22 protein-coding genes and 1 riboswitch are annotated in these 22,133 nt (G+C 41.5%); of the genes, 13 read left to right on the top strand and 9 right to left on the bottom strand.

Annotation, left to right across the window (positions count from 1 at the left end):
• Positions 1-69: 69 nt before the first annotated feature.
• Together BCU94_RS06965 and BCU94_RS06960 are read left to right on the top strand one after the other, a co-directional pair.
• On the top strand, positions 70-714 hold the full coding sequence (locus BCU94_RS06965; RefSeq protein ID WP_102475978.1) for an OB-fold-containig protein: 645 nt from the start codon (positions 70-72) through the stop codon (positions 712-714).
• 88 nt (positions 715-802) lie between these two features.
• Positions 803-2,581: a flotillin family protein gene (locus BCU94_RS06960; RefSeq protein ID WP_102475977.1), complete on the top strand. Its 1,779-nt coding sequence runs from the start codon at positions 803-805 to the stop codon at positions 2,579-2,581.
• Positions 2,582-2,690: 109 nt separating this feature from the next.
• Here BCU94_RS06960 and BCU94_RS06955 read toward each other — a convergent pair whose 3' ends face one another.
• On the bottom strand, positions 2,691-3,161 hold the full coding sequence (locus tag BCU94_RS06955) for a hypothetical protein (RefSeq protein ID WP_102475976.1): 471 nt from the start codon (positions 3,159-3,161) through the stop codon (positions 2,691-2,693).
• Between the two features lie 373 nt (positions 3,162-3,534).
• Here BCU94_RS06955 and BCU94_RS06950 point away from each other — a divergent pair, with 373 nt between their 5' ends.
• Positions 3,535-5,262 (top strand): diguanylate cyclase, encoded by a 1,728-nt coding sequence (locus tag BCU94_RS06950; protein ID WP_102439360.1) that lies wholly within the window; start codon positions 3,535-3,537, stop codon positions 5,260-5,262.
• A gap of 31 nt (positions 5,263-5,293) precedes the next feature.
• Here BCU94_RS06950 and BCU94_RS06945 read toward each other — a convergent pair whose 3' ends face one another.
• Together BCU94_RS06945 and BCU94_RS06940 are read right to left on the bottom strand one after the other, a co-directional pair.
• On the bottom strand, positions 5,294-5,974 hold the full coding sequence (locus BCU94_RS06945; RefSeq protein WP_102475975.1) for a type 1 glutamine amidotransferase: 681 nt from the start codon (positions 5,972-5,974) through the stop codon (positions 5,294-5,296).
• Positions 5,974-6,711 (bottom strand): hypothetical protein, encoded by a 738-nt coding sequence (locus BCU94_RS06940; RefSeq protein ID WP_102475974.1) that lies wholly within the window; start codon positions 6,709-6,711, stop codon positions 5,974-5,976. Before BCU94_RS06940 ends, BCU94_RS06945 begins: the two co-directional genes overlap by 1 nt.
• 349 nt (positions 6,712-7,060) lie before the next feature.
• Between BCU94_RS06940 and BCU94_RS06935 the strand changes: the two genes are divergently transcribed.
• Both BCU94_RS06935 and BCU94_RS06930 read left to right on the top strand, forming a co-directional pair.
• A complete protein-coding gene (locus BCU94_RS06935) occupies positions 7,061-8,581 on the top strand; it encodes a flavocytochrome c (RefSeq protein ID WP_102475973.1) in 1,521 nt (506 codons plus the stop codon).
• A gap of 28 nt (positions 8,582-8,609) precedes the next feature.
• Positions 8,610-8,963: a cytochrome c3 family protein gene (locus tag BCU94_RS06930; protein WP_102476012.1), complete on the top strand. Its 354-nt coding sequence runs from the start codon at positions 8,610-8,612 to the stop codon at positions 8,961-8,963.
• A gap of 103 nt (positions 8,964-9,066) precedes the next feature.
• Here BCU94_RS06930 and BCU94_RS06925 read toward each other — a convergent pair whose 3' ends face one another.
• On the bottom strand, positions 9,067-9,933 hold the full coding sequence (locus BCU94_RS06925; RefSeq protein WP_102439371.1) for a LysR family transcriptional regulator: 867 nt from the start codon (positions 9,931-9,933) through the stop codon (positions 9,067-9,069).
• A gap of 121 nt (positions 9,934-10,054) precedes the next feature.
• On the opposite strand from BCU94_RS06925, the gene BCU94_RS06920 reads away from it, so the two are divergent.
• On the top strand, positions 10,055-10,696 hold the full coding sequence (locus tag BCU94_RS06920; protein ID WP_102439372.1) for a TetR/AcrR family transcriptional regulator: 642 nt from the start codon (positions 10,055-10,057) through the stop codon (positions 10,694-10,696).
• Positions 10,697-10,796: 100 nt separating this feature from the next.
• Here the strand turns inward: BCU94_RS06920 and gorA are convergent, their stop codons facing one another.
• The 3 genes from gorA to BCU94_RS06905 form a co-directional block, all read right to left on the bottom strand.
• Positions 10,797-12,152, bottom strand: coding sequence for a glutathione-disulfide reductase (gene gorA, locus BCU94_RS06915; RefSeq protein ID WP_102475972.1), 1,356 nt, complete (start codon positions 12,150-12,152; stop codon positions 10,797-10,799).
• A gap of 188 nt (positions 12,153-12,340) precedes the next feature.
• Complete coding sequence (locus BCU94_RS06910; RefSeq protein WP_102475971.1) at positions 12,341-12,895, bottom strand: hypothetical protein; 555 nt, start codon at positions 12,893-12,895, stop codon at positions 12,341-12,343.
• A 124-nt stretch (positions 12,896-13,019) separates the two neighbouring features.
• A complete protein-coding gene (locus BCU94_RS06905; RefSeq protein ID WP_102475970.1) occupies positions 13,020-13,742 on the bottom strand; it encodes a hypothetical protein in 723 nt (240 codons plus the stop codon).
• A gap of 342 nt (positions 13,743-14,084) precedes the next feature.
• Here BCU94_RS06905 and prlC point away from each other — a divergent pair, with 342 nt between their 5' ends.
• The 5 genes from prlC to BCU94_RS06880 all read left to right on the top strand — a co-directional run bounded on the left by prlC (position 14,085) and on the right by BCU94_RS06880 (position 18,804).
• Entirely contained in the window at positions 14,085-16,124 is a 2,040-nt protein-coding gene (gene prlC, locus BCU94_RS06900; RefSeq protein ID WP_102475969.1) for an oligopeptidase A, read from the top strand.
• Positions 16,125-16,286: 162 nt separating this feature from the next.
• Entirely contained in the window at positions 16,287-16,949 is a 663-nt protein-coding gene (locus BCU94_RS06895; RefSeq protein ID WP_241904967.1) for a flagellar brake protein, read from the top strand.
• 184 nt (positions 16,950-17,133) lie between these two features.
• Positions 17,134-17,709 carry a DUF2975 domain-containing protein gene (locus BCU94_RS06890; protein ID WP_102475968.1) on the top strand — a complete coding sequence of 192 codons (576 nt, stop codon included), beginning with the start codon at positions 17,134-17,136 and terminating at the stop codon, positions 17,707-17,709.
• Entirely contained in the window at positions 17,709-17,918 is a 210-nt protein-coding gene (locus BCU94_RS06885; protein ID WP_102439378.1) for a helix-turn-helix transcriptional regulator, read from the top strand. The genes BCU94_RS06890 and BCU94_RS06885 overlap by 1 nt, the downstream gene beginning before the upstream one ends.
• Before the next feature lie 25 nt (positions 17,919-17,943).
• Positions 17,944-18,804 carry an alpha/beta fold hydrolase gene (locus BCU94_RS06880; RefSeq protein ID WP_102475967.1) on the top strand — a complete coding sequence of 287 codons (861 nt, stop codon included), beginning with the start codon at positions 17,944-17,946 and terminating at the stop codon, positions 18,802-18,804.
• Between the two features lie 91 nt (positions 18,805-18,895).
• Here the strand turns inward: BCU94_RS06880 and ribB are convergent, their stop codons facing one another.
• Positions 18,896-19,552: a 3,4-dihydroxy-2-butanone-4-phosphate synthase gene (gene ribB / locus BCU94_RS06875; protein ID WP_102439380.1), complete on the bottom strand. Its 657-nt coding sequence runs from the start codon at positions 19,550-19,552 to the stop codon at positions 18,896-18,898.
• 90 nt (positions 19,553-19,642) lie between these two features.
• Positions 19,643-19,832, bottom strand: a riboswitch (FMN riboswitch).
• Positions 19,833-20,033: 201 nt separating this feature from the next.
• Between ribB and BCU94_RS06870 the strand changes: the two genes are divergently transcribed.
• Positions 20,034-20,588 carry a thioesterase family protein gene (locus tag BCU94_RS06870; protein WP_102439381.1) on the top strand — a complete coding sequence of 185 codons (555 nt, stop codon included), beginning with the start codon at positions 20,034-20,036 and terminating at the stop codon, positions 20,586-20,588.
• A gap of 34 nt (positions 20,589-20,622) precedes the next feature.
• Complete coding sequence (locus tag BCU94_RS06865; protein WP_102475966.1) at positions 20,623-21,312, top strand: DNA-3-methyladenine glycosylase I; 690 nt, start codon at positions 20,623-20,625, stop codon at positions 21,310-21,312.
• Between the two features lie 91 nt (positions 21,313-21,403).
• On the opposite strand, the gene BCU94_RS06860 is transcribed toward BCU94_RS06865, so the two are convergent.
• Positions 21,404-22,021 (bottom strand): TetR/AcrR family transcriptional regulator, encoded by a 618-nt coding sequence (locus BCU94_RS06860; protein ID WP_102475965.1) that lies wholly within the window; start codon positions 22,019-22,021, stop codon positions 21,404-21,406.
• Positions 22,022-22,133 lie beyond the last annotated feature (112 nt).

The raw sequence follows: 22,133 nt of genomic DNA, 5'->3' as shown, positions 1-22,133 counted from the left end.
TTAAACCCTCATTTAACACCATCTATTCGCTATTTAGATGCTTGGTGTTTGCTGTAAAGGAATACAGTTATGCTCGAATTTTTATTAATCAATGCCAATACACCCTATGCGATAGCATTGACTTTAGTGCTGACCCTAGCTGTTTTAGAGGGAGTTGGCTTAGTCATTGGTTTCAGTATTTCCAGCCTGTTAGATCACATATCCCCAATCGATTTAGATTTTGATGCAGGCATTGATGTTGCTCAAACAGGGTTAACGCCGTTACTGGGTTGGCTTTGCCTTAATAAGTTGCCATTACTTATTTGGTTAGTGCTGTTGTTAACCAGCTTTACGCTCCTAGGCTACAGTTTAAATTTCTTGAGCTACGTTTATGCTGGCCACTTAACCTCCCCAATAATCAGTACGCCTATAGTGCTGATCGCGAGTCTTTTTAGTACCTCAATACTTGGGCGACCTTTGGCAAGAATTCTCCCTAAAAATGAGTCACTAGCGGTATCTACAGACAGTTTTAGTGGTCTGTCAGCCAAAATTACAGTCGGCACCGCCAAACTAAATAGTCCTGCAGAAGCGGTACTGGTAGATCAACATTCTCAGAAACATTATGTGATGGTGGCGCCAGAATTCGCAGAAGAAAGCTTTAGTCAAAATGAACAGGTCGTATTGCTACGTAAGTCTGGCAGTATTTGGCTAGTCGCTAGGCTTGAGCCGTTTTAAGTAATAAGTTTCAACACTGAAATATCAATAAGCTTCAAAAATTAAATCACGGATAGAACCATCATTTGTAATTATTAAAGGAATAGAAATGGACGCCCTAGAAATATCTTCAAGTTCAAATACCATGTTTATCTTAATCATGGCCGGTATAGCAGTCCTTGCTTTTATCACCATCGGATTAATCTTCGCTAAATTATACATTCGCGCCTCAAAAGAAATTGCCTTTGTACGTACCGGTTTTGGTGGCGAAAAAGTCGTAAAAGACGGCGGTACTATTTGCCTACCTGTGTTGCATGAAACCATTCCAGTCAATATGAATACCTTACGTATTGAAGTCGAGAAAACCCAAAAAGATGCGTTGATCACCAAAGACAGAATGCGAGTGGACGTTAAAGCAGATTTTTATTTGCGTGTGGCCCCAAGCCAAGAAGGCATTTCTATGGCAGCGCAAACGCTGGGTACAAGAACCATGCGTGTGGAAGAGCTTAAGAAGCTAATGGAGTCCAAATTCGTTGATGTACTACGCGCCGTTGCTGCTGAAATGACCATGACCGAAATGCATGAACAACGAACTGATTTTGTGCAAAAAGTACAACAAAGTGTTGCTAATGATCTAGAGAAAAATGGTTTAGAACTGGAGTCAGTATCACTAACAGGATTTGACCAAACTGACCTGCAATTCTTTAATGAAAATAATGCCTTTGATGCTGAAGGCCGCGCAAGACTGGCTAAAATTATTGAAGAAAAACGTAAAGAAACCAATGATATTGAACAAGAAAACCGCGTAAAAATCCAGCGCAGAAACTTAGAAGCTGAGCGCCAATCTCTAGAAATAAAAAAAGAAGAAGAGGAAGCACGCCTAAACCAAGAGCAAATAATTGCTTTTAAACGTGCGGATCAAAAAGCTGAAATTGCCAAAACCCGTGAGAGTAATGAGCGTGAAGAGCGTGAAGCTGAAATTGCAAAAGAACAAGCCATTGAAGCCGCTGAAATTGAGAAATCAAAAGACATTGAAACTCGTCAGATTGATAAGAAAAGGACGCTTGCTCAGGCACAAATTCAACAACAACGCGACATTGAAGTGTCTGAACAAGAAAAACAAATTGCAGTCGCAGTGAAGTCAGAAGAAGAGTCGGCAGCAAGAGCCAAAGCTGCAGGTGCTGAAAAAGACAAAGTGGAAAAAGAAGAAGCGGTTATTACTGCAAGACAGGTTGCTGAAGCAAACCGTCGTAAAGAAATTGAAGTGATTGACGCTAAGAAAGAAGCTGAGCGAGAAGCTGTCGGGGTGACAGTTCAAGCTGCGGCAGAGAAACAAGCTGCTGAAGATAGAGCCATTGCGATATTAACTGATGCAAGGGCAGATTCAGATTCAAAGAAACTGCGAGCAGAAGCAGATGAAAAAGTGTTTGCTGTAGAAGCTGCTGGTAAACAAGCTTTGTATGAAGCTGAAAACACCTTGAAAGATGAGCAAATTGAGCTGCAAAAAGCCCTCGCGATATTAAAAGTGCTGCCTGAAATCGTGGCTAATGCCGTTAAACCTTTAGAAAATATAGATGGTATTAAGATTCTTCAAGGCTACCATGGTGCTGGGCCTGGTAACGATGCTAGCGTAGCAACAGGAACGTCAGGTATGGCGGAGCAAATTACCTCGGCAGCGCTTAATTATCGTGCCAATGCACCACTGGTAGACTCAATGCTGCAAGAGCTTGGGTTGGTAGACTCAAAATCTGGCACGTTAAATGACTTAGTGAGTGGTGAAAACTTCTTAACTGATGCAACTCGCAGCGCAATTAAGCAAAGTAATATGCCTCCAGTAACAGCAAATGGTAGTAAAAATTCAGAGGCTTTAGCGCCGAAGGCTAATTAACTGTACTAGCTCAGACTTGGGCTAGCATCTAAACCTAAAAAAGAGGATTAATAATCCTCTTTTTTGTTTTCTCTTGAGTATATTGAACACTGAAATTACAGCAAATTATTTAGCTTCCAGCTTTGCCAGCTTCTAAAATTGGCATTCCCGCTTCGGTAGGAATATAAATCCGCTCGCCACTGCCGTCTTGTAAGCCTTTTATCCAGATATAACGTAAGTAAGCTTCATTATCTTTTAATGATTCACCAATGATCTTGTTGGCTTCTGCTGCAGCCTTGGCAAGTTCGATATCAGCTGCGCCCTCAGATTTTGCTCGAACAATTAGCGCCTTACCTTCTGCTTCGGCAAGTGTGACTCTCGCTTTAGCTTGCATTAAAGCTGCTTGTTCTCTGGCTTTGGATTCTTCAATAAGGATCTGTTTTGACCATTGGGCTTCTTTTAACGCTGCCTGTCCATTGAGTTCCATTTTGTAGACGTTGTATTTTGGCCAAGCCCACAAGGCTAAGATCAATATGATGACCCCTGTGAAGGTCATAAATACTAGAGTTCCTAATGCGATAGCTTGTTTATTCTGGTACATGTTCTATGTGTCCTTACTTTTATTATTGTTATGAAGAGTAATCAACTGGCAACTGAGCCGTACTCATCTAAAATAGCTTTTTATATTATTCCATTATAATTCAGTATTTTGTTGGTAGTTAGCTTAGCGTAATAGATAATAGAAAGTGAAGATCTACCGCAAATTTTGTTTGGGATGAGCTTGTTGTAATAGTCTGGTTTGTGAGCGTTTTATTTAACTGTTAATTTTTGAGCTGGCTAACGTTTCATGGTGGCATAGAGCGTAGAGTTAACTGATTAGGAATAAAACCATTATTAGAGCTTAACAAAGTAAAAGGTTTCCGCTACGAAATATATAATTAGCAGCTACAATTAAATTTAATAACACGTATGTTATGCGGAATAAAAATAAATTTAAAGGACTAAATTTTATCAATAATATAGCAAGAATTACCGCACTTTTTGTTTGTTTTCTTATCTCACTTGCCGTTGGTACGGTAAGTGCTAGCCCTTATGTTACGTTAGATGAACGCGATAAAATTGAAATTGTTGAGGAAAATCTCTGGTATAAAACTTCGCCCCTGATTTCAGATCCTCGATTTACCGATCTAGTGCTCTTATATGCCGATGCCAAGCAAGTGACTTCTACCTTGGGAGGAAACGGGGCTTTTGTGGCAAGGATACCACTAGCCAATAGTCGTGATATTCAGCACACTCGGTTTGTGAATTTATATACAAATTACTTAGACATAGGGACTGCATATTGGCAGTCAGAGCAAGGTGAAGTTGTTGCTTTAGCAAGCTTTGGGCAAATAACTGGTACAAACCCTAAATTAGCTCATTCACAAACCTTCTCACTGATGTTGAGTCAACAAGAGCGTGGTGTACTGTGGATTTTTATACAAGCCAAAAAATTCGCCACACCGGTAGACGTTAATATTTATAGTAAAGCGGCTTTCTATAACAAACAATTTATTACCAATAGCATTAATACTATGGCTTTCTCGGTGATGATTACACTCGCTTTAATTGCATGTTTTATCTATTTCAGAACCCGATATTTAGTGACCTTAGCCTGCGCCGGATATGTTGGTTTTCATGGTTTAGGTTGGCTTGTTGCCTCTGGAAGTTTCGGGCAGCTGTTTAGTGTCAGCGCTTTTAACCCTGTTTATATTGGCATCATGATATTTCCGTTTGCTATCGCTTCTGCAAGTCAATTTACTAAGCTACTGTTTAATTGCCCTCAGGAGCATAGTAAATTCGCAAAGCTATTTAATTTATTATCAATAGTCAGCGTTACTCTTGGCTTATTGATGCCTTTTCTATCCTTTAATAACAGCTTCTTAATATCCCATATTATTGCAGCTGTATGGATCCCAATAAGTATCGGGACAGGCATCTTTATGCTCACCACTTTGGATTTTAAAGCCAAATATTATTTAATAGGTAACCTGTTATATGGCTTGTCTCTGTTTGCTTATGTTTTATCTCATGCCCTAAAACTTGATTGGAATATCTCTACAGAATTGATTGTGCAAGTTGCATTAACAATTGATTGTATTTGTATTTTGTTATCATTGACTGAATGGTTGCAAATAAAACAGAAGGACTATCATCGCAGTTATACTATTTCTCGGATAGACCCATTAACAAAAATAGGCAATCGCTATGCTCAAAATGAAAAGCTCGCCAAGCTAACTGGGGGCTATTGTCTAACATTTATTGATCTTGATGGTTTTAAAGAGATTAACGATACATTTGGCCATGATGAAGGCGATAAATTATTAATTTCCACAGTCGATCTTATTCAACAAAAACTTCAAGGTTTGGGAACTATTTTCAGATCTGGAGGTGATGAGTTTATTTTGGTGGCTGAAATTACAAATCTTCAACAAACAGCTTCAGTGATTTCGCAATTGTCAGTAGCACTGCTCAAAACAGAGCAGGAATTACAGCGAACTAGGTGGAAGAATATAGGTTTAAGTTTTGGTATTGCCACAAGCTTTGAAACAGCAAATCAATCAGAGTGCTTATCACTAGCGGATCAACGAATGTATAAACACAAACAGGAAAAGAAAAAAGATAAGCCACTAATACCCAACATTACTATTAGCCAGTGCTAGTATCGTTAATGCAGAATCTAGCGACAAAATCTTAGTGGTCATTAGGCTTAAACATTGAGTCCAATAATGACATAAACCACAGCGCTAATTGCTGCTGCAATAGCGGCTTAGTTTCTGTATCGAATGGGCAATCATCTTTAAAGTGTTCAATTAAGGCGTGTATTTGTAGCTCATGCCACTCGGGATGAAACTGCAGCCCTAATTGACGCTGGTGGCGAAAGGCTTGCTGGTGACATAGTACTGAACTGGCTTCAATACTGACTTGTTTCATAGGCTTGTTTTCTTGGGCTTGCTGATTAAAATCAAACCCATAAAAATGCCATTGAGGCACCATTAGTGTTTCAGCGACTAATCCGTTTGATAACAGCTTAACCTCATGCCAGCCGAGTTCGGGCTGTTCTAATTTATACAGGCTGGCTCCCAGGGCTGTGGCTAATAGTTGCGCCCCTAAGCAAATGGCTAAAATCGGCATATCAATGTCGATAGCATCCTTTATTAATTCAAGCTCGGCCTGCATCCACGCCGGGTTGTCTGCCACATCCGTAGGCCCACCTAAAATAATTAGCCCATCAAAATTAGTTAACTTAGGCAGCGCGCCTAAAGGCGCCATAAAACAGGTGAGCTGATGGCCGTGACTGTTACACCAGTCTTGAATACGCCCCGGGCCTTCAGCGCTGTGGTGTTTGATCGCCGCTAGTGATAATGCGGCCATTACTGTAATTCATCAGTTTCAAGATAGACCTCAATAACATCATCTTGATGTAATTCTTGCCGATTAGTTTGTGCATTTAGCGAGGCTGTGATCTCAGTGACTGACGGATGTATTGATGCTGTTGTTACCGCTATTTTAGATATATCAGATAAGTCATGGCTGGTTACCCGCAATAAATGGTCGGCTTCAGGCCTACTTTCTAAGCGTTTAATTAAAAACTGGTTGGGGCTAGTGGGGCTTGCAGCAATATTAAGATAATCAGTAATGCTGGATTTTGGTTGGCCTTGTTGCATATCTAAGGTCGAAAACAACATGATTTTATCAATCATAATGGCTTGCTCGAAGAATTGACTGACACCACCACGTTCAAAGTGGCCTTCAACCACGTCAATGGTTAACTGAGGTAACGCATTATCGATGGTGGGTTTTAGCGTCATCAAATCAAATGGCTGCGGCACAATAGTCCATAGTTGTTGCGGCTGGGTTGCCTGCTGTTGCAGCCGTTTTTTTACTGCGTTATCAACTTGAATGTCGACAAAGTGAAACTGCATGATCATCTGCACGTTGTGGGGTTGGTGGTACATGGGTAAGTGTGAGGCAAACAGGCCATCTTCACCGCCAAATAACGTCATACCGTGGATGCCATAAAGGGATGATGGTTGCTCAGTAGCTTGTGCTGGATTGAATAGACTGACTAATAGCGTAATGATGGCGAGAATAAAATGAGGTTTGAACATCTTGGGCTCCTATCTGTGTTTATCAGATGGGGCCGTCCCCTTATGGTATCAATTGTGGCTTGTGCGCAATTGCTGAGGTCGTCCTCAAAGACAATGTTACCTAAAAACAATTAGTATTAACAGCTTGGTTACAAGCTGCCCAGTTCAGTACGCTGTGAAATAAAGGTTATGTTTTTTGGAACTCATTCCAAAACACTTCACCTGTTACATTTTTATTGAAAACTCTACCTACAATTGATTAGTGACATAAAAATAACCACTTTCGACATAATTTAACATTGGTTCCCATTTTGGAATCGATTCCAGTTCTACTATATCGGTGTCAATCAAAACAAAAGGGTGATGACCGATGACTAAAATAGACTTATTGGGACGCCGTAAATTTATCACGGGTTTAGGCGTAGCAGCTGGCGCGGCAATGGTTGCTCCTGCGATGGCAGTATCAGAAAAAGCTGCAGGTGTTAAGTGGGATGAAGAATTTGAAATTGTGATTATTGGTTCGGGCTTTGCCGGATTAGCAGCAGCAATCGAAGCGAAAAAGCTTGGCGCCAAAGATGTGCATATTTTTGAAAAGATGTCCTACTTTGGTGGTAACTCCGCCATTAATGGCGGTCTGTTTGCTGCGCCGGGAACGCCAATGCAGCAACAAGAAGGCGTTGACGATTCAGTTGAGCGCATGGTGGCCGATCAAATGAAAGCAGGTCGTGGTATTGCAGATGAAGCCTTATTACGTCATGTAGCAGAGCATGCTGTTGAAGCACTGCAAATGACCTTAGATGCAGGTTCTGAATATCATCCGTATTTACAACAACTTGGTGGTCACTCAGTAGCTCGTACTTATCAAACAACCGTAAGTTGCGGCGCGGGGATCACTCAGCCATTACTTAAAAAATGCCGTGAGTTAGGTGTTAACACCCACAACCGTTCGAAGTTTGAAGGCTTCTTAGTCGGTGAAAAAGGTGAAGTATTAGGCGTTAAAATGCGTCAAAACTATCACTTTGAAGAAGACCAACCAGGCAAAGTGATTAATGTGAGAGCGAAACGTGGGGTGATCATGGCCACTGGTGGTTTTGCTCAAAATGTTAATTTACGTATGGCGCAAGATCCAACACTTACTGCTGAAGTGGGTTGTACCAACGCACCCGGCGCAACAGGTGAAGGCATGTACGAAATGTTCCGCTTAGGCGCGGTGCCAGTTCATTTAGCTCATATTCAATCTGGCCCATGGGCATCTCCTGATGAAGGGGGTTTTGGCTATGTGTCTAACTACTCAATTTATAATTTCCCACATTCAATGGCGGTAAACCGCTTAACCGGTAAGCGTTTCATGAATGAAATTGCGGACCGTAAAACACGCGCCGATGCTGAGTTAAGTTGTCGTGACGAGCAAGGTAATGCTTATCCGCCACTGCTTATTACCAGCTATAAGGATTCTAAAAAGCATCCAAATACCAAGAAGGTGATTAAGTATAACGTCGGTTGGAAGTTTGAGTCGGTTGATGAATTAGCGAGCCATTTTAATGTGCCACTTAAAGCACTCAAAGCGCAGATTAAAGAATATAATCAATATGTTAAATCTGGTGAGGATAAGCAGTTTGGTAAGAACATGACCAAGGCTGCTGGTAAGTACATTGAAGCACCATTTACCGTGGTGCGTTTATGGCCAAAAGTGCATTACTGCCAAGGTGGAGTGCAAATTACTACTAAAGCTGAAGTGAAAGACAGTTTCACAGGACAAGCGATAACAGGTTTATTTGCTGCAGGTGAAGTGTGTGGTGGGATCCATGGGGTCAGCCGTTTAGGAAGTTGTTCGATACCTGAATGTATGGTGATGGGTATGACTGCCGCTCGTAGCATGATGAATGCTTAACATAGCAAGTAAACAAGAGGAATTATTGATGAAAACATTAAAGATTATGCTTGCACTGACTATGCTTAGTTTCGCCAGCTTATCAGCTCAAGCAGTAGAAATACGTGACTACCATAAAGACGTTATCGGTAAAGATTGTAAAGCGTGCCATGACCAAGGCATGAAGCAATATCCATCTGATGAATCGTGTTTAGCGTGCCACAATGTAGATGATTTAGCTGAACAAACTGCTCGCAGTGAAGAAGATAAGTGGCAAAACCCGCATAACAATCTGCACTATGGTAAAGAGCTACCTTGCCAAGAGTGTCACAGCGAGCATAAAGCGAAAAAGCCACTGTGCAGTAATTGTCACACCTTTGAGTACGGCAAGCATAAAGAATAAGCTTACAGCTTAGTGTTATCCCCAAACAAAAGGAGCGTTTATCGCTCCTTTTTTATGTTTTTATTTCGGTAGCAGGTGTTTAAAAAGACGTTTTAAGAGAGGGTTAAACCTTTGCAGATGCCAGTGATACCACATTGGCTTTGATCAAGTTGACTAATTGCTCCGTGACAGGGCTTTGAGTTTCTGGATTAACGTACACCGACTCATTAAATACCGGCAATGGCGGCAAACCATGCTCAATAGGATCCAATATTTGCATCTTATCGTTAATGCGAAATTCAGCAATAGGGGCAATGGCTAAGTCATTTTCCACCGCCATGCACAGCGCATTAGGTGAGGGTGAAGACAGCAATACATTGATTGGTCGCATCGATAATTGATGATTAGCAAAAACTTGCGCTCGAATTGGGCAGTTTTCAGGATACAGCGCCATTGGAATGGTACTGTGCAAATGGGCATTGCCATTTTTAGCTGCGACCCAATGAAATTGGCGTTCAAATAACAACTCACCATTAACGGGAGCCTGCCAGTGGGTGGCCACAATCACATCAAATTCACCCTGTTGCAGCCGCTTATATAAGTTGCCGCTAACATCGGTATCGATCACTAATTCAATGCGGGTAAATTCACGAATAAATTCTAATAAACAACTATTTAAATAACGTTTAATGTAATCAGTTGGGACGCCAAAGCGAATAGTTTGTTTGTTGGAATTATCTTTAAGTTCATCCAATATTTGTGAATTGAGTTGGATCATCTTATAGGCGTAATTAAGTAGGGTTTCACCGGATTCAGTCAGTGACACCCCTTTGTTATCTCTAAGTAGCAAAGTTTGACCGACACTTTCTTCAAGCTTTTTGATTTGTAGGCTTAAAGCTGATTGGGTGCGGCAAATTTTTTCTGCAGCTTTAGATAAATTGCCACACTCGGCAACCGCAATAAAACTTTCTAACAATTCAACTTTTAACATTGGCTATTACAATTGTTCATAGTGGTATTAGTATTACTCAGTATAGGGTTTCCTTAAAGCTTGTTATTGTTTGAATGTGAAGTTGAAACAATAAATTTACATAAAGTATACCGAGGTCAGGATGAGCAGTTGGGATCAGCGGGGAGACTATTTAGTTGAGGTTTCTCAAAGGTGCTTAAAAGGACATAAAATCTTTGATTTATGCCGTTCTCACTTGGTGAAAGCAAGTCAAATATCCAAAGGGACAATCTACAATCACTTCACCACTGAGGCTGATTTGATAGTGGCAGTTGGCTGTGCCCAGTTCGAGCAGTGGTTAGCGCAAATTGAGTCAGATACAGCAATGTACCCCGATCCCTATCAACGTTTTATTTTCCATCACTGCCAGCGTTTGTTTAGTATTTTATCTGAGCAACATTTTGTCATTGAGCGGGTTCTGCCCAATGAAACTCTACTGAATAATTGCAGCGATTATTATCGTCAACGTTATGAGAAATTGACCGCTGAGTCTTATCGCTGGAATGAAAATACCATACGTGAAATAGGTGAAGTGGCAGGCTTTGACCGGGTTGAGTTGGTGATGAATTACTTACGCGGCGCAGTAATTAATATCGATGATGGCCATAAGCAGCATGACGATCCTAAGTTATATCATCAATTTAGTTATGCGTTAACGCAATTGCTAGGTCACTCAGCAAAACGTATCCCCACAGAAAAAGATTTTAAAAGCTGGCTGAAAACCAAAGTGCATACTGCACATTAAGCTGTCAAAAATAAGCGATTTTGATTTTGTAGTTAAAAAAAGCGATAAAAAAGCGAGAAATGACTTCTCGCTTTGCTTTAAATCATTATTTAACGATGACTTATCTCATGGTAACAAACTCTTCAGCACCAGTTGGATGAATCGCTACCACGGCGTCAAAGTCAGCTTTAGTTGCGCCCATTTTCATGGCTACGCCGAAACCTTGTAAGATTTCATCCATACCGAAACCGATACCGTGAATCCCCACAACCACTTCGGTGTCGCCAGCGCAAATCAGCTTCATTTTACAGGCTTGACGATGTGCCGTTACCGCTGTGTACATAGAGGTAAAGCCTGAGCTGTATACCTTAACGTTGGCTTCACCATATTGCTCAATAGCTTCTGGTTCAGTTAAGCCCATAGTGCCAATTGGCGGGTGGCTGAATACCACGGTAGGAATAACCGAGTAATCCATTTTGGCATCTGTCATGCCGTTAAATAGACGCTCTGATAATAAGCGCCCAGCTTTAACTGCAACTGGCGTCAGTTCAACACCGCCTTCCATGATGTCACCAACACAATAAATACCTTTTGCGGTGGTATTCTGCTGTGCATCGGTAACCACGTAACCTTTAGGATTTAGGGTGACATCAGTATTTTCTAGACCAATGTTGCCAGTTGATGGGCTGCGACCAATGGCCCAAATTAAGCAATCAATCGTGAGTGACTCACCGTTTTCAAGCTCTAACGTTAAGCTGCCATCAGTATTTTTAGTCACTGATTTTGGAATACTATGAGTGTGAAGTTTAGGGCCATCAGTTGCCATTGCTTCAACTAAGGTTTCAATTAAAATAGGGTCGAAATTACGTAGCGGGGCGTGTTTGCGCACTAATAAATGGGTTTCGCTGCCAAGGGCGTGTAATACACCGGCAACTTCTACCGCAATGTAACCAGCACCAACAACAGCAACGCGTTTAGGTTGTTCACGTAAAGCAAAGAAACCGTCAGAGTCAATACCGTATTCAGCACCAGGAATGTTAGGAATAGTCGGCGCGCCGCCAGTGGCAATAGTAATATGGTCAGCGGTGTATTGCTCGCCGTTCACTTCAATAGTGTTACTGTTAATGAAGCGACCGTAACCATTTACTAAGGTGACTTTATTGTTAGCAAAGCCGCGCCCATAGGCATCGTGAATTCGGCCGATATAGGCTTCGCGATTATCAACTAAGGTATTCCAGTCAAACTTATTTACCGTAACATCAAAACCATAATCTTTTGCATATAGGTTCATGGCTTCAGCGACATGAGCACCGTACCACATGACTTTTTTAGGTACACAACCCACATTTACACAGGTACCGCCAACATGCTTGGCTTCAATTACTAATACCTTGGCGCCGCGCTGTGCGGCACGGTTTGCTGAAGCGATACCGCCACTACCTGCGCCTAGGCAGATATAGTCAAAATGTTGAGCCATGTTAACCCTCTCTAATTGTATTTTTACAGCTTGTTATTTGGAGGTTTTTACCTCGAACAAGTGGTTTCTTAGGATAAGAATATTTCATTTGCAGCCATTGTAGGGCGGAATTCAGCCACAAGCTAGTCTCCTAGGCCGCTTAAGTCGGGAATTGGTTTTACTGTGGCTAAAAAGTTTTTATGGTTTGTTTAGCGCCGATACTGACATTGGGAGTATTGCTCTTGGCTTGGGCCTGAGGTTGAGCATTGCAAGCAATCCCACTCAGTTTGTCGATGAGATAGCTCAGTTTCAACATGTTCTGAGTAGTGCCTTTTTAATTGCACCCTCAGTTGTTTAATCCGATTACCTAGCCAGCGACAACTGGGGTCGTTAGCGGTCTTTTTTGCTAGTTTGAGCGGTTTATTTTTGCTGGTGGCTTTTTTATTGTTTGCGGTGCTTGTATCACGCTTTACTGCTTGCTGAGTAGACGACGGTTCTAGCAGCATCTCATCAGCAGAATAGTCCAGCGCTGATTGTGTGGCGGGTAGCTCGATTGCTTGACCTTGATGATCAAGTACCACATTCATCGGCAATGACTTCATTGATAGTGATGCTTGGTTGGGTTGCTTGTTCTCGCTGGCCGGTTTACTGATTAATTGCTCAAATTCGTTGGCCTGAGGTGAGTCAATGGTCATAAATAATGGCGCTATTTGGCTAATTATAAACACAAAAATAAGCGGAAAAATCCCTTTCAATATGGTCATAAGCATTCCTTTGCTTCAAGTGAGTCATGGTTCACCCGCTTAGCTTAGAATATGCGGTAGACTTTCGCCATAAATCTATGGGCGTTTTTTACGCTATTTTTATAAAGCTTTAGAAACTAAAGGTTTAGAAACTAAAGCTTAAATTAACCCCTGCATAAGTTTGATCTAAACTGCCCGTGACGCCTTCATTGCGGGCTTGCTGCTTAATATCTTCCATTGCAATCGAGTGACCAACATGGGCGCTAATAGCAATTTCTGAGCTGATTTCATAACCCGCTTCAACTCCGAACTGAAAATGATTGGCACCATCGTTGTCTTGGCTGGCATAGCGAAAATCAAATCCTTGAGTCACATAGGGTGTAACAGAGAAACGTTCACTGATTTGCCAGGGGCTATGTAAACTCAGTTCAACAAAATAACCACTGGCCTCGGTGGCAAAGGTATAAGCCAGTGAAGGAATTAGCCAAGGCACGCCGATATAGGCAATTTCAGCAAATAATTCATTATCGTTTGCGCGCTCATCACCATAAAACTCAAGCCGTTGGTAGCCGATTAAGGTTTCTAAGTCATCATGGAGCTGCAAACTATATTCAACACCAAAGTTCCATTCAGTGTAATGAACACTGTCACCACGGCCAACAACTGCATAAGTGGTTAGATTGCCCGTTTCTATGGCTGCGCCAGCCCAATAGATGCCGCCATCTTCAAGGTTATTACGCCCTTCTGAGATGTATTTTGAGTCCCAACCTAAATCAACTGCGACAGCAACATCACTGGCATTCGCTGCTGACATAAAAGGGGAAATACTCAATAGGGATACAGCTAACAATGACAATGTTGGTTTCATATTTAGTATCAGACTCAAAAGGAATTAATTTTTAATGAGAATACATTAACTTTCTCAAATAAAAATGATAACGAGTACGATTTGTGATCAACTTGTCGAATATTTGTTTATAAAAAGTGGCTGACTGAGGTTGAGATCTTATTCACAGTTATTGTGTTGGCTTTCAGTTAGTGAGTGATAATTGCGCTGCTGGCATTTAGTTAATGCACTTAGGGGTTAACAATGGTTGGTCACTATGATGCTTTTATCCTGCTTATGATGATTGCTTACCCTTGAAATTCGCCACTTTAACCCCTATTAACAATGAAGGTGATATTGAATCGACTTCCCGAGGAATCAAAGATGAGCAACCCATTGCTAAGTGACACTGAACTGCCGCAGTTTTCGAAAATCAAAGCGGAGCATATCCAGCCAGCAGTTGAGCAGGCTATTGCAACTTGTCGAAGTAAAATTGAACAAGTGCTAAGCAATAACTCTGTTTACACTTGGGAAAACTTAATTGCCCCCCTTGAAGAAGTGGACGATCAATTAAGCAAAATTTGGTCGCCAGTATCACACATGAACTCAGTGGTTAGCACTGATGAATGGCGCGAAGCGCACGATGCATGCTTACCGTTATTATCTGAATATGGCACTTTTGTGGGTCAGCACCAAGGGTTATACCAAGCTTATAAATCATTGCAACAATCTGACGGTTTTGCAAAGCTTACTACCCCGCAGCAAACCTTACTGACCCATAGTTTACGTGACTTTGAGTTATCGGGTATTGGCTTAAATGATGAGCAAAAACTGCGCTATGGCGAAATAGTAAAACGCCTATCAGAGCTTACCAGTAATTTTTCAAATCAACTGCTTGATGCAACCCAAGCATGGACTAAGCTGATTACCGATGACACTGAATTAGCGGGTTTACCTGATTCAGCTATTGCGGCAGCTAAAGCTATGGCAGAGGCCAAAGAGCTACAAGGCTGGTTATTTACGCTAGACTTCCCTTCATATTTACCGGTAATGACCTACAGCGAAAATCGTCAATTACGTGAAGAATGCTATCGCGCATTTGTGACTCGAGCATCGGATCAAGGGCCCAATGCAGGCGAATTTGATAACATTGCCAATATGGACGAAATCTTGGCGTTGCGTCATGAGTTAGCCCAGCTATTGGGTTTTGACAGCTATGCTGATAAATCTTTAGCAACTAAAATGGCCAATGATCCTAGTCAAGTATTGTCATTTTTAAATGAATTAGCCCTACGCTCAAAAGATCAAGCCAAAGCTGAACTTGCTGAGTTAAAAGCTTTCGCTAAAGAGCATTATGATGTGACTGAAATGGCATCGTGGGATTTAAGTTTCTACGCAGAAAAATTACAGCACCACAAGTACGAAGTTTCTCAAGAACTACTACGTCCATATTTTCCTGAAAACACAGTGCTATCAGGCTTGTTCTACACAGTGTCACGCCTGTTTGGCTTAACCATTGAAGAGCAACATGAGTTTGATAAGTGGCATGATGATGTGCGTTTCTTCCACATTTATGATGCTGATAAAGTCCATCGTGGCAGTTTCTACCTAGATTTATACGCTCGCAGCGGCAAACGCGGCGGCGCTTGGATGGATGACTGTCGTGGTCGCCGCGTTACATCCACAGGTTTGCAAAAGCCTGTGGCCTATTTAACCTGTAACTTTAATGGCCCAGTAGACGGTAAACCTGCTTTATTCACCCATGATGAAGTGACCACCTTATTCCATGAATTTGGTCATGGTATTCACCATATGCTGACTCAAATTGAAGTGGGCGGCGTATCGGGTATCGATGGTGTGCCTTGGGATGCGGTAGAGCTGCCAAGTCAGTTTATGGAAAACTGGTGCTGGCAAGAAGAGGCATTAGCGAAAATTTCAGGTCATTTTGAAACCGGCGAGCCATTACCAAAAGCTTTATTGGATAAAATGCTGGCAGCAAAGAACTTTCAATCTGGGATGATGATGTTACGCCAACTTGAGTTCTCATTGTTTGATTTTAGAATGCACCATGAGTTTGATGCAGCTAAAGGCGCTGACATTCAGGGGATTTTAGATGAAGTTCGTAGCCAAGTTGCAGTGAATGTTCCACCTGCATTTAATCGTTTTCAACATGGTTTTGCGCACATTTTTGCTGGTGGTTATGCCGCGGGTTACTACAGCTATAAATGGGCTGAAGTATTATCGGCAGATGCGTTTTCTCGTTTTGAAGACGAAGGTATTTTTAACCCTGAAACCGGTAAAAGCTTCTTAAATAACATCTTAGAAATGGGTGGCAGTGAAGAGCCAATGACCTTATTTGTACGCTTTATGGGTCGTGAACCTAATACCGATGCACTATTGCGTCATTCAGGTATAAACGCCTAGTGAGTTAAGCTTGCGAGAGTTATGACTATTTCAAGGGTGTCTTAGGGCACCTTTTTATTATTTAAAGATCACACAGTTTCATTTTAAGTCACTAAATATGCTTAATTTATTGTTGTGAATGCACTAGAATGTTGCTGATAAAAATTAGAATGGGATCGTATTTTGACCGCACAAGTTGAACAAATATTTTTTAGTTTAATGCCAGGTAATTTGGTTGATCTACAAATAAACTCCCCGGTTAAATTTAGAACTAAAGCCACGTTAGTGGGCTACGAGATTGGTAAGTATATTATTCTCAAACATCCAGCTCCGCTTCAGATGAATAATCATCAAGATGTTTTTGCTCATGGTAATGGTGTGGTCGTGCGTTATTTGTTGGAAGGCCAGCAAGGTGAGTGTTTTGCATTTAAAACCACCATTAGAAACGTCACTAAATTTCCTGAAAAATTCATATTTCTCACCTATCCCAAAGAAATTGAGAACCGTCAATTACGCACTCATCAACGCTTTGCGACCCATTTACCGTCTTCAATACAGGCAAGAGAAGACAGTGAAGGTAAGCTCGGCTCTGAACTCAAAGGGATTATTGCTGATATTTCTGCCAAGGGATGTGGCTTCTTGTTTAAGACCGACAATGAAAACCTAAAAGTGAATGAGAAGGAGATCTTCGTCAATATTCGCAACGCCAATGACACGAATATCACCATACCAGCCAAAGTATGTAATAGCCGTTTTGAAAATGGCAAAGTCAATGTAGGTATTAAGTTTGAAGATAATGATCCGAAAATTAAACAGCTTTTAAACCAGTTATTTATCGACTTGTAAGCATGATTTAGAGTTCATCTAATTGGCCGACATATTACTGTCGGTTTTTTTATGACTGCAGCTTATAAATCAATTTTTATCATTATCTAATCAACAGAGGTAATTATCGTTTAACGGTAATTAGTTGCTGTTAATTATTAATTCTGTTAACGTTTAATTAACTTTAGCCGACCCTAAATTAATCATGGATAGAATAGTTTTACTTAGTAAATGGATTAAATTACTTATTATATTTTTAGCCTTGCTACAAATCAGTAGTTATGGCGCCACTATGGTATTTGGTGAGTTTCGAGAAGGCGAATACGTAATGACGATCGACTGGTGGGGCTGGTTTAACAGTTACCTGGCTGTCGACTTTGGTGCGCCGTGGAAAATCCTAGCCGAGACACTTTATGCTGAAGGTTTTCATGCTGGAGTGATATTAGGTAGCGTCGAAATTTTACCCTACTTACTTATTTATACTTTTCTATATCAGTTATTTGACCTTTATCAGCAAGGCTTAGTGTTCACAAAAAACAACTTCCGTTGCTTACGTCATATCGCGCTGGTATTTGTTTGGTGGATTGTATTGAGCCTGTTTTACCCGATGATTGTGGCTTCTGTACTGCACTTTAGCGGTCTCAGTAGTGCAGTGCCGATTTACTTTAGCCTTGGTAGTTATGAACTTAAGTTTGCCTTGTTCGGGCTAGTTTTTTATTGCATCGCATGGGTGATGAAGCATGCGACTGAATTACAACAAGAGGCAGATCTGACAATTTAATGGCCATAATTATTGAACTCGATGTGATGTTGGCAAAACGGAAAATGAAGTCAACTGAACTGGCTGAACTCGTTGGGATTACGCCACAAAATCTATCGGTGCTGAGAAGTGGCCGCGCTAAAGCTATCCGGTTTTCGACGTTAGATGCGATTTGCCAGCATTTAGCGTGTTCACCGGGTGATATTTTACTGTATCAGGATGAAACCTAGACCGTTTTTTATAAAGGAAGATGAGATGAAAAGTTTGATTAAAAATATATTCTCTGGGGCCGTAGTTGGCTGCATGATATTGATGACAACCGCTTGTACCATAAGGATCAGTGAAGATACGTTTATTGTTAGTGATGAGCAACCAGCCGCCTATCAAACTGATTTTGTTGATCAATTACAACAAGTCATGCCTAACAATATCATTACGCCAGTGAGTATTGATGCCAGCGAACAAGTCAGGTTGAAAGGCTTTTACATCGATAACCCTACAAGTGATACGACCTTGATGTTTTTTCAAGGTAACGGCATGAAAATTGAGCCTGACAGTTTATCAATATTAACCAGACTATCAGAACTCAATACCGACATTTTCATTGTTGATCGTCGTGGATTAGGGGCCAGTGAAGGTCAGCCTCGAATTGAAAATTTAATCGCCGATGCACAGTTGCAACTTGACTATTTACACCAGCATTACCCAACAAATAAAGTCATTGTGCATGGCTATTCTCTAGGCAGTTTCATTGCTGCGCAATTAGTAAAAACCAATAGTGTCGACGCATTAGTATTACAAGGCTCTGCCACCAATGTTGATGATTGGATTGATGAGAAAACACCTTGGTATCTATTATTTACCCGTATCGAAATGCCTGAAGATTTCCGTAAAGCAGATAATGAGCAAGTGGTAGCGCAATACTACCAAGGCCCATTACTGGTCATTGGCGCGGAGAATGATGATCAAGTACCAGCAGAGTTGTCTGAAAAATTATTTGATGCGAGTCAGTCAGAGGTTAAAGCGTTAATCATGGTGCCAAATACTGGTCACCAAGGAATGCTAGTTAACGCTCACGCGATGAGCCGCTATAAAGCGTTTGTGAATAACTTATAAAGCTGAAAATTAAAAAGAGACGTATATTCGTCTCTTTTTACCATTTTATTTATAACAGAGCTTTGAAATAGATGCTCTTTATAAACAAGCCTTAGGCTAATTTCAAATCATGCTGCAAGCGATACATCACCATATCTTCAATGGTCAATACTGGCATATTGTGCTTTAAACCAAAGGCGACAATTTCAGGCGCTTTGGCCATAGTGCCGTCTTCGTTCGTTACTTCACACAAAACACCTGCAGGAGATAAACCGGCCATTTGCATTAAATCAACCGTGCCTTCAGTGTGACCACGGCGAGCCATAACGCCACCTGCACGCGCGCGCAGTGGAAATACATGTCCCGGACGAGCGAGGTCGCTGGCTTTCGCATTTACTGCTGTAGCCGTTTTTACTGTCGTTACTCGATCTTGAGCTGAAACGCCTGTAGTCACTCCTTCTTTAGCTTCAATTGAAACCGTAAAAGCAGTTTGGTTAGCACTGTTATTGTCTTGCACCATTGGCGGCAGTTCAAGTTTGTTGGCTTGCTCGTCCGTTAAACATAAACACACAATGCCGCTGCATTCGCGGATCATTAATGCCATTTGTTTTGCGGTTAAGTGCTCGGCTGAATAAATGATGTCACCTTCGTTTTCACGATCTTCATCATCGAGTAATAACACACCGTTACCTAATCGTAAGGCGGCTAAGGCTTTTTCAACACGTTCGATTGGATCACCAAATGGCGAAAGTAGTGTTAGCTGATTCATGGTTTACTCCTAAAAAAATACCAGAATCAGGGCTTTGAAGAGTGGCTTTACGCCAAACGAAATGCACCAGCATACCTAAGTAGTGGTGTTTTCTATTCTCTTTCATCCGGACTATAACCGTCGGCTCTGGACTGTTAGGCGTACTTCATGTGAAAACATGGCCTAAGTCACCAGATCTGCTGACCTCGAAAAATATCGAGCGCTCGCGGGCTCATCTTGGCGCATTTAGTCGCCTCGATTTACCGCCGGTGGGGAATTGCGCCCCGCCCTGAGAATTTAAATTGTGATGCTTAATAAAGTTAAGCGCGGCCATTTTATGGCAAAAATGACTATAAAAAAAGGGCTTATGCTCACAGTCTTAGATATAAAATGTCATCAAGAGTGGGGCGTTTTAGGGGGTGACTGGATAATTTTGTGAACAAACTTGCTCGCTGGTATGACCTCTGATAGCCTTTGCCGCTGACAAAGGAGTTGTAGCCCCATGAATTTATATTTTCGTCTGTTTTGGTTGTTTGTCTGGCGTATTCGTCACTGTAATCACATCGATTTTTTAGGTACCAGTCGTATTTCATATCGCGCATTACCGCTCGATTGCGATATCAATATGCATCTTACTAATTCTCGCTATCCTGCCTTTTTAGATTTAGCTCGTACTTATATGATTGCTGAAATGGGTTTAATGAAGCGATTTTTAAAACTTAAATGGCTGCCCATTGTAAACGCATCTGAGTTTACCTTTATTAAAGATATTAAGCCGCTGGAGAAATTTGACATTGAAACCAAGATAGTTGGTTGGGATGAGAAATATTTCTATATTGAGCAGCGCTTTGTATCTAATCGTGGGGTTCATTGTATTGCCCATGTGCGTGGTGTGTTTGTTTGCAAAGGTAAGCAAGTGCCTATCAGTAAGTTAATTGCCGAAGCGGGCTACGACGGCGCTATGCCAGTAATGACTGCTGAAGTGGTTAAGTGGAAACAATTTCTGCAAGTAAAAAAAGATCAGAATATTGCCCCTAAGCTGAGTCAGGTAGCATAATAAGCGCTAGTCATTTATTTAACGGGGTTAGCTTGTGGCCAAATTAGAAAAATTCAGCGATATTTTTTACCGCGCCAGTGAGCGAAAAGGTGGCAGTAAGGCGTTAGCTCATTTATTGCCTCTGACCCTTGAAGCGGATGAGATTGGTCAATTTTCTGATGGACAACTTTTGTCTGCCATGAGCAAGCAAGTGTTTCAAAGTGGCTTTGTGTGGCGGGTGGTGGAGAATAAATGGCCTGCGTATGAAAAAGCCTTCTTTGATTTTGAACCGTTTAAAGTATTAATGCTGTCACCGGATCAAATTCAGCAGCGCGCCACTGACGCAACGCTTATTCGCCATCAAAAGAAAACCCAATCTATTGTTGATAATGCCTATATGGTGCAGCAAATTGCGGCTGAGCATGGCAGCTTTGCTGAGTTTATTGCTAATTGGCCATCGGAAGATATCACAGGACTTTGGCAAGTATTAAAAAAGAAAGGCAGTCGTTTAGGTGGCAATACTGGGCCGTATTTTTTACGTAATGTGGGTAAGGATACGTTTTTATTAACCACTGATGTGCAGTCATATCTCAAAGCCACTAAGGTGGTTGATGCCGGATTTACCTCGCAAACGGCATTGCGCCAATCCCAAGCGGCTTTTAACCACTGGCAACAAGAGTCAGGACTCACCTTGGCTGAAATTAGCCGCATTATTTCACTAAGTGTTGGCGATAATCGACTATAAAACCACCTGTTATTTGCTGGTGGTGTTAATGGCTTAGCGCTGTTTAAGGCTTAAGCCTGCTTAACGTTAAGCCCGCACCCTTGATTACAGTTTAGGCTTTAAGCTCATAACGGGCTAAAAACATTGTTGCCGTTTCATCGGCTAAATGCTGTCTTTGTTGATCATTTAACAGTGCGCAACAGGTTAAAATGTGCGGCCAAAAACACTGGCCTTTGATCAAATGCAATAGTTGCTCATTGGCAAAAGTAGCATCTTCAACCTCAATCCTTCCATCAATTGCAGCGGCTTTTATCCAGCGTAATAATGCCGTTTCATGCAGTTTCATTTTTTCTATTTCACGGCACATCTCTTCACTATTGTAAAACAAATGCCCAATAGCGACGCGGGCCATATCAATATGCTCTTGAGAGTTGATGAATTGAATTTCGGTCAAAATGATGGCTGACAATTGCGAAAGCAGTGCCTGTTGAGGTTGATATTGCTCTTGATTGCTGGCCATGGCTTCAAACCATAACTCACTAACTAGGTGCATGACTAAGGCTTCTTTAGTGGCGAAGTGGTTGTAAACAGTGCGCTTAGACACTTGCGCCTCTTCTGCCAGTTTATCCATGCTGGTCGCCGCAACCCCCAGTTTTTTGAACATCCGCTTGGCTGCGTCAACGATGGCTTCATGCTTTTGTTGGCTGAGGGTTTTCTTGGTTATTGTCATACTTGTTTACAAATCTTCGCTGGGAGTCGTGCAAGTATATTACACTGAGTAGTTTACTTTTCAACAATAAATCCATAAACTGCACCGTGTAGTTTACTTTTTTTGGCGTTAA

The organism is Shewanella sp. 10N.286.52.C2 (assembly GCF_002874545.1).
GTDB lineage: Bacteria > Pseudomonadota > Gammaproteobacteria > Enterobacterales > Shewanellaceae > Shewanella.
The sequence above is the reverse complement of the archived record's forward strand: the minus strand, read 5'-3'. Positions and strand labels throughout refer to the sequence as shown.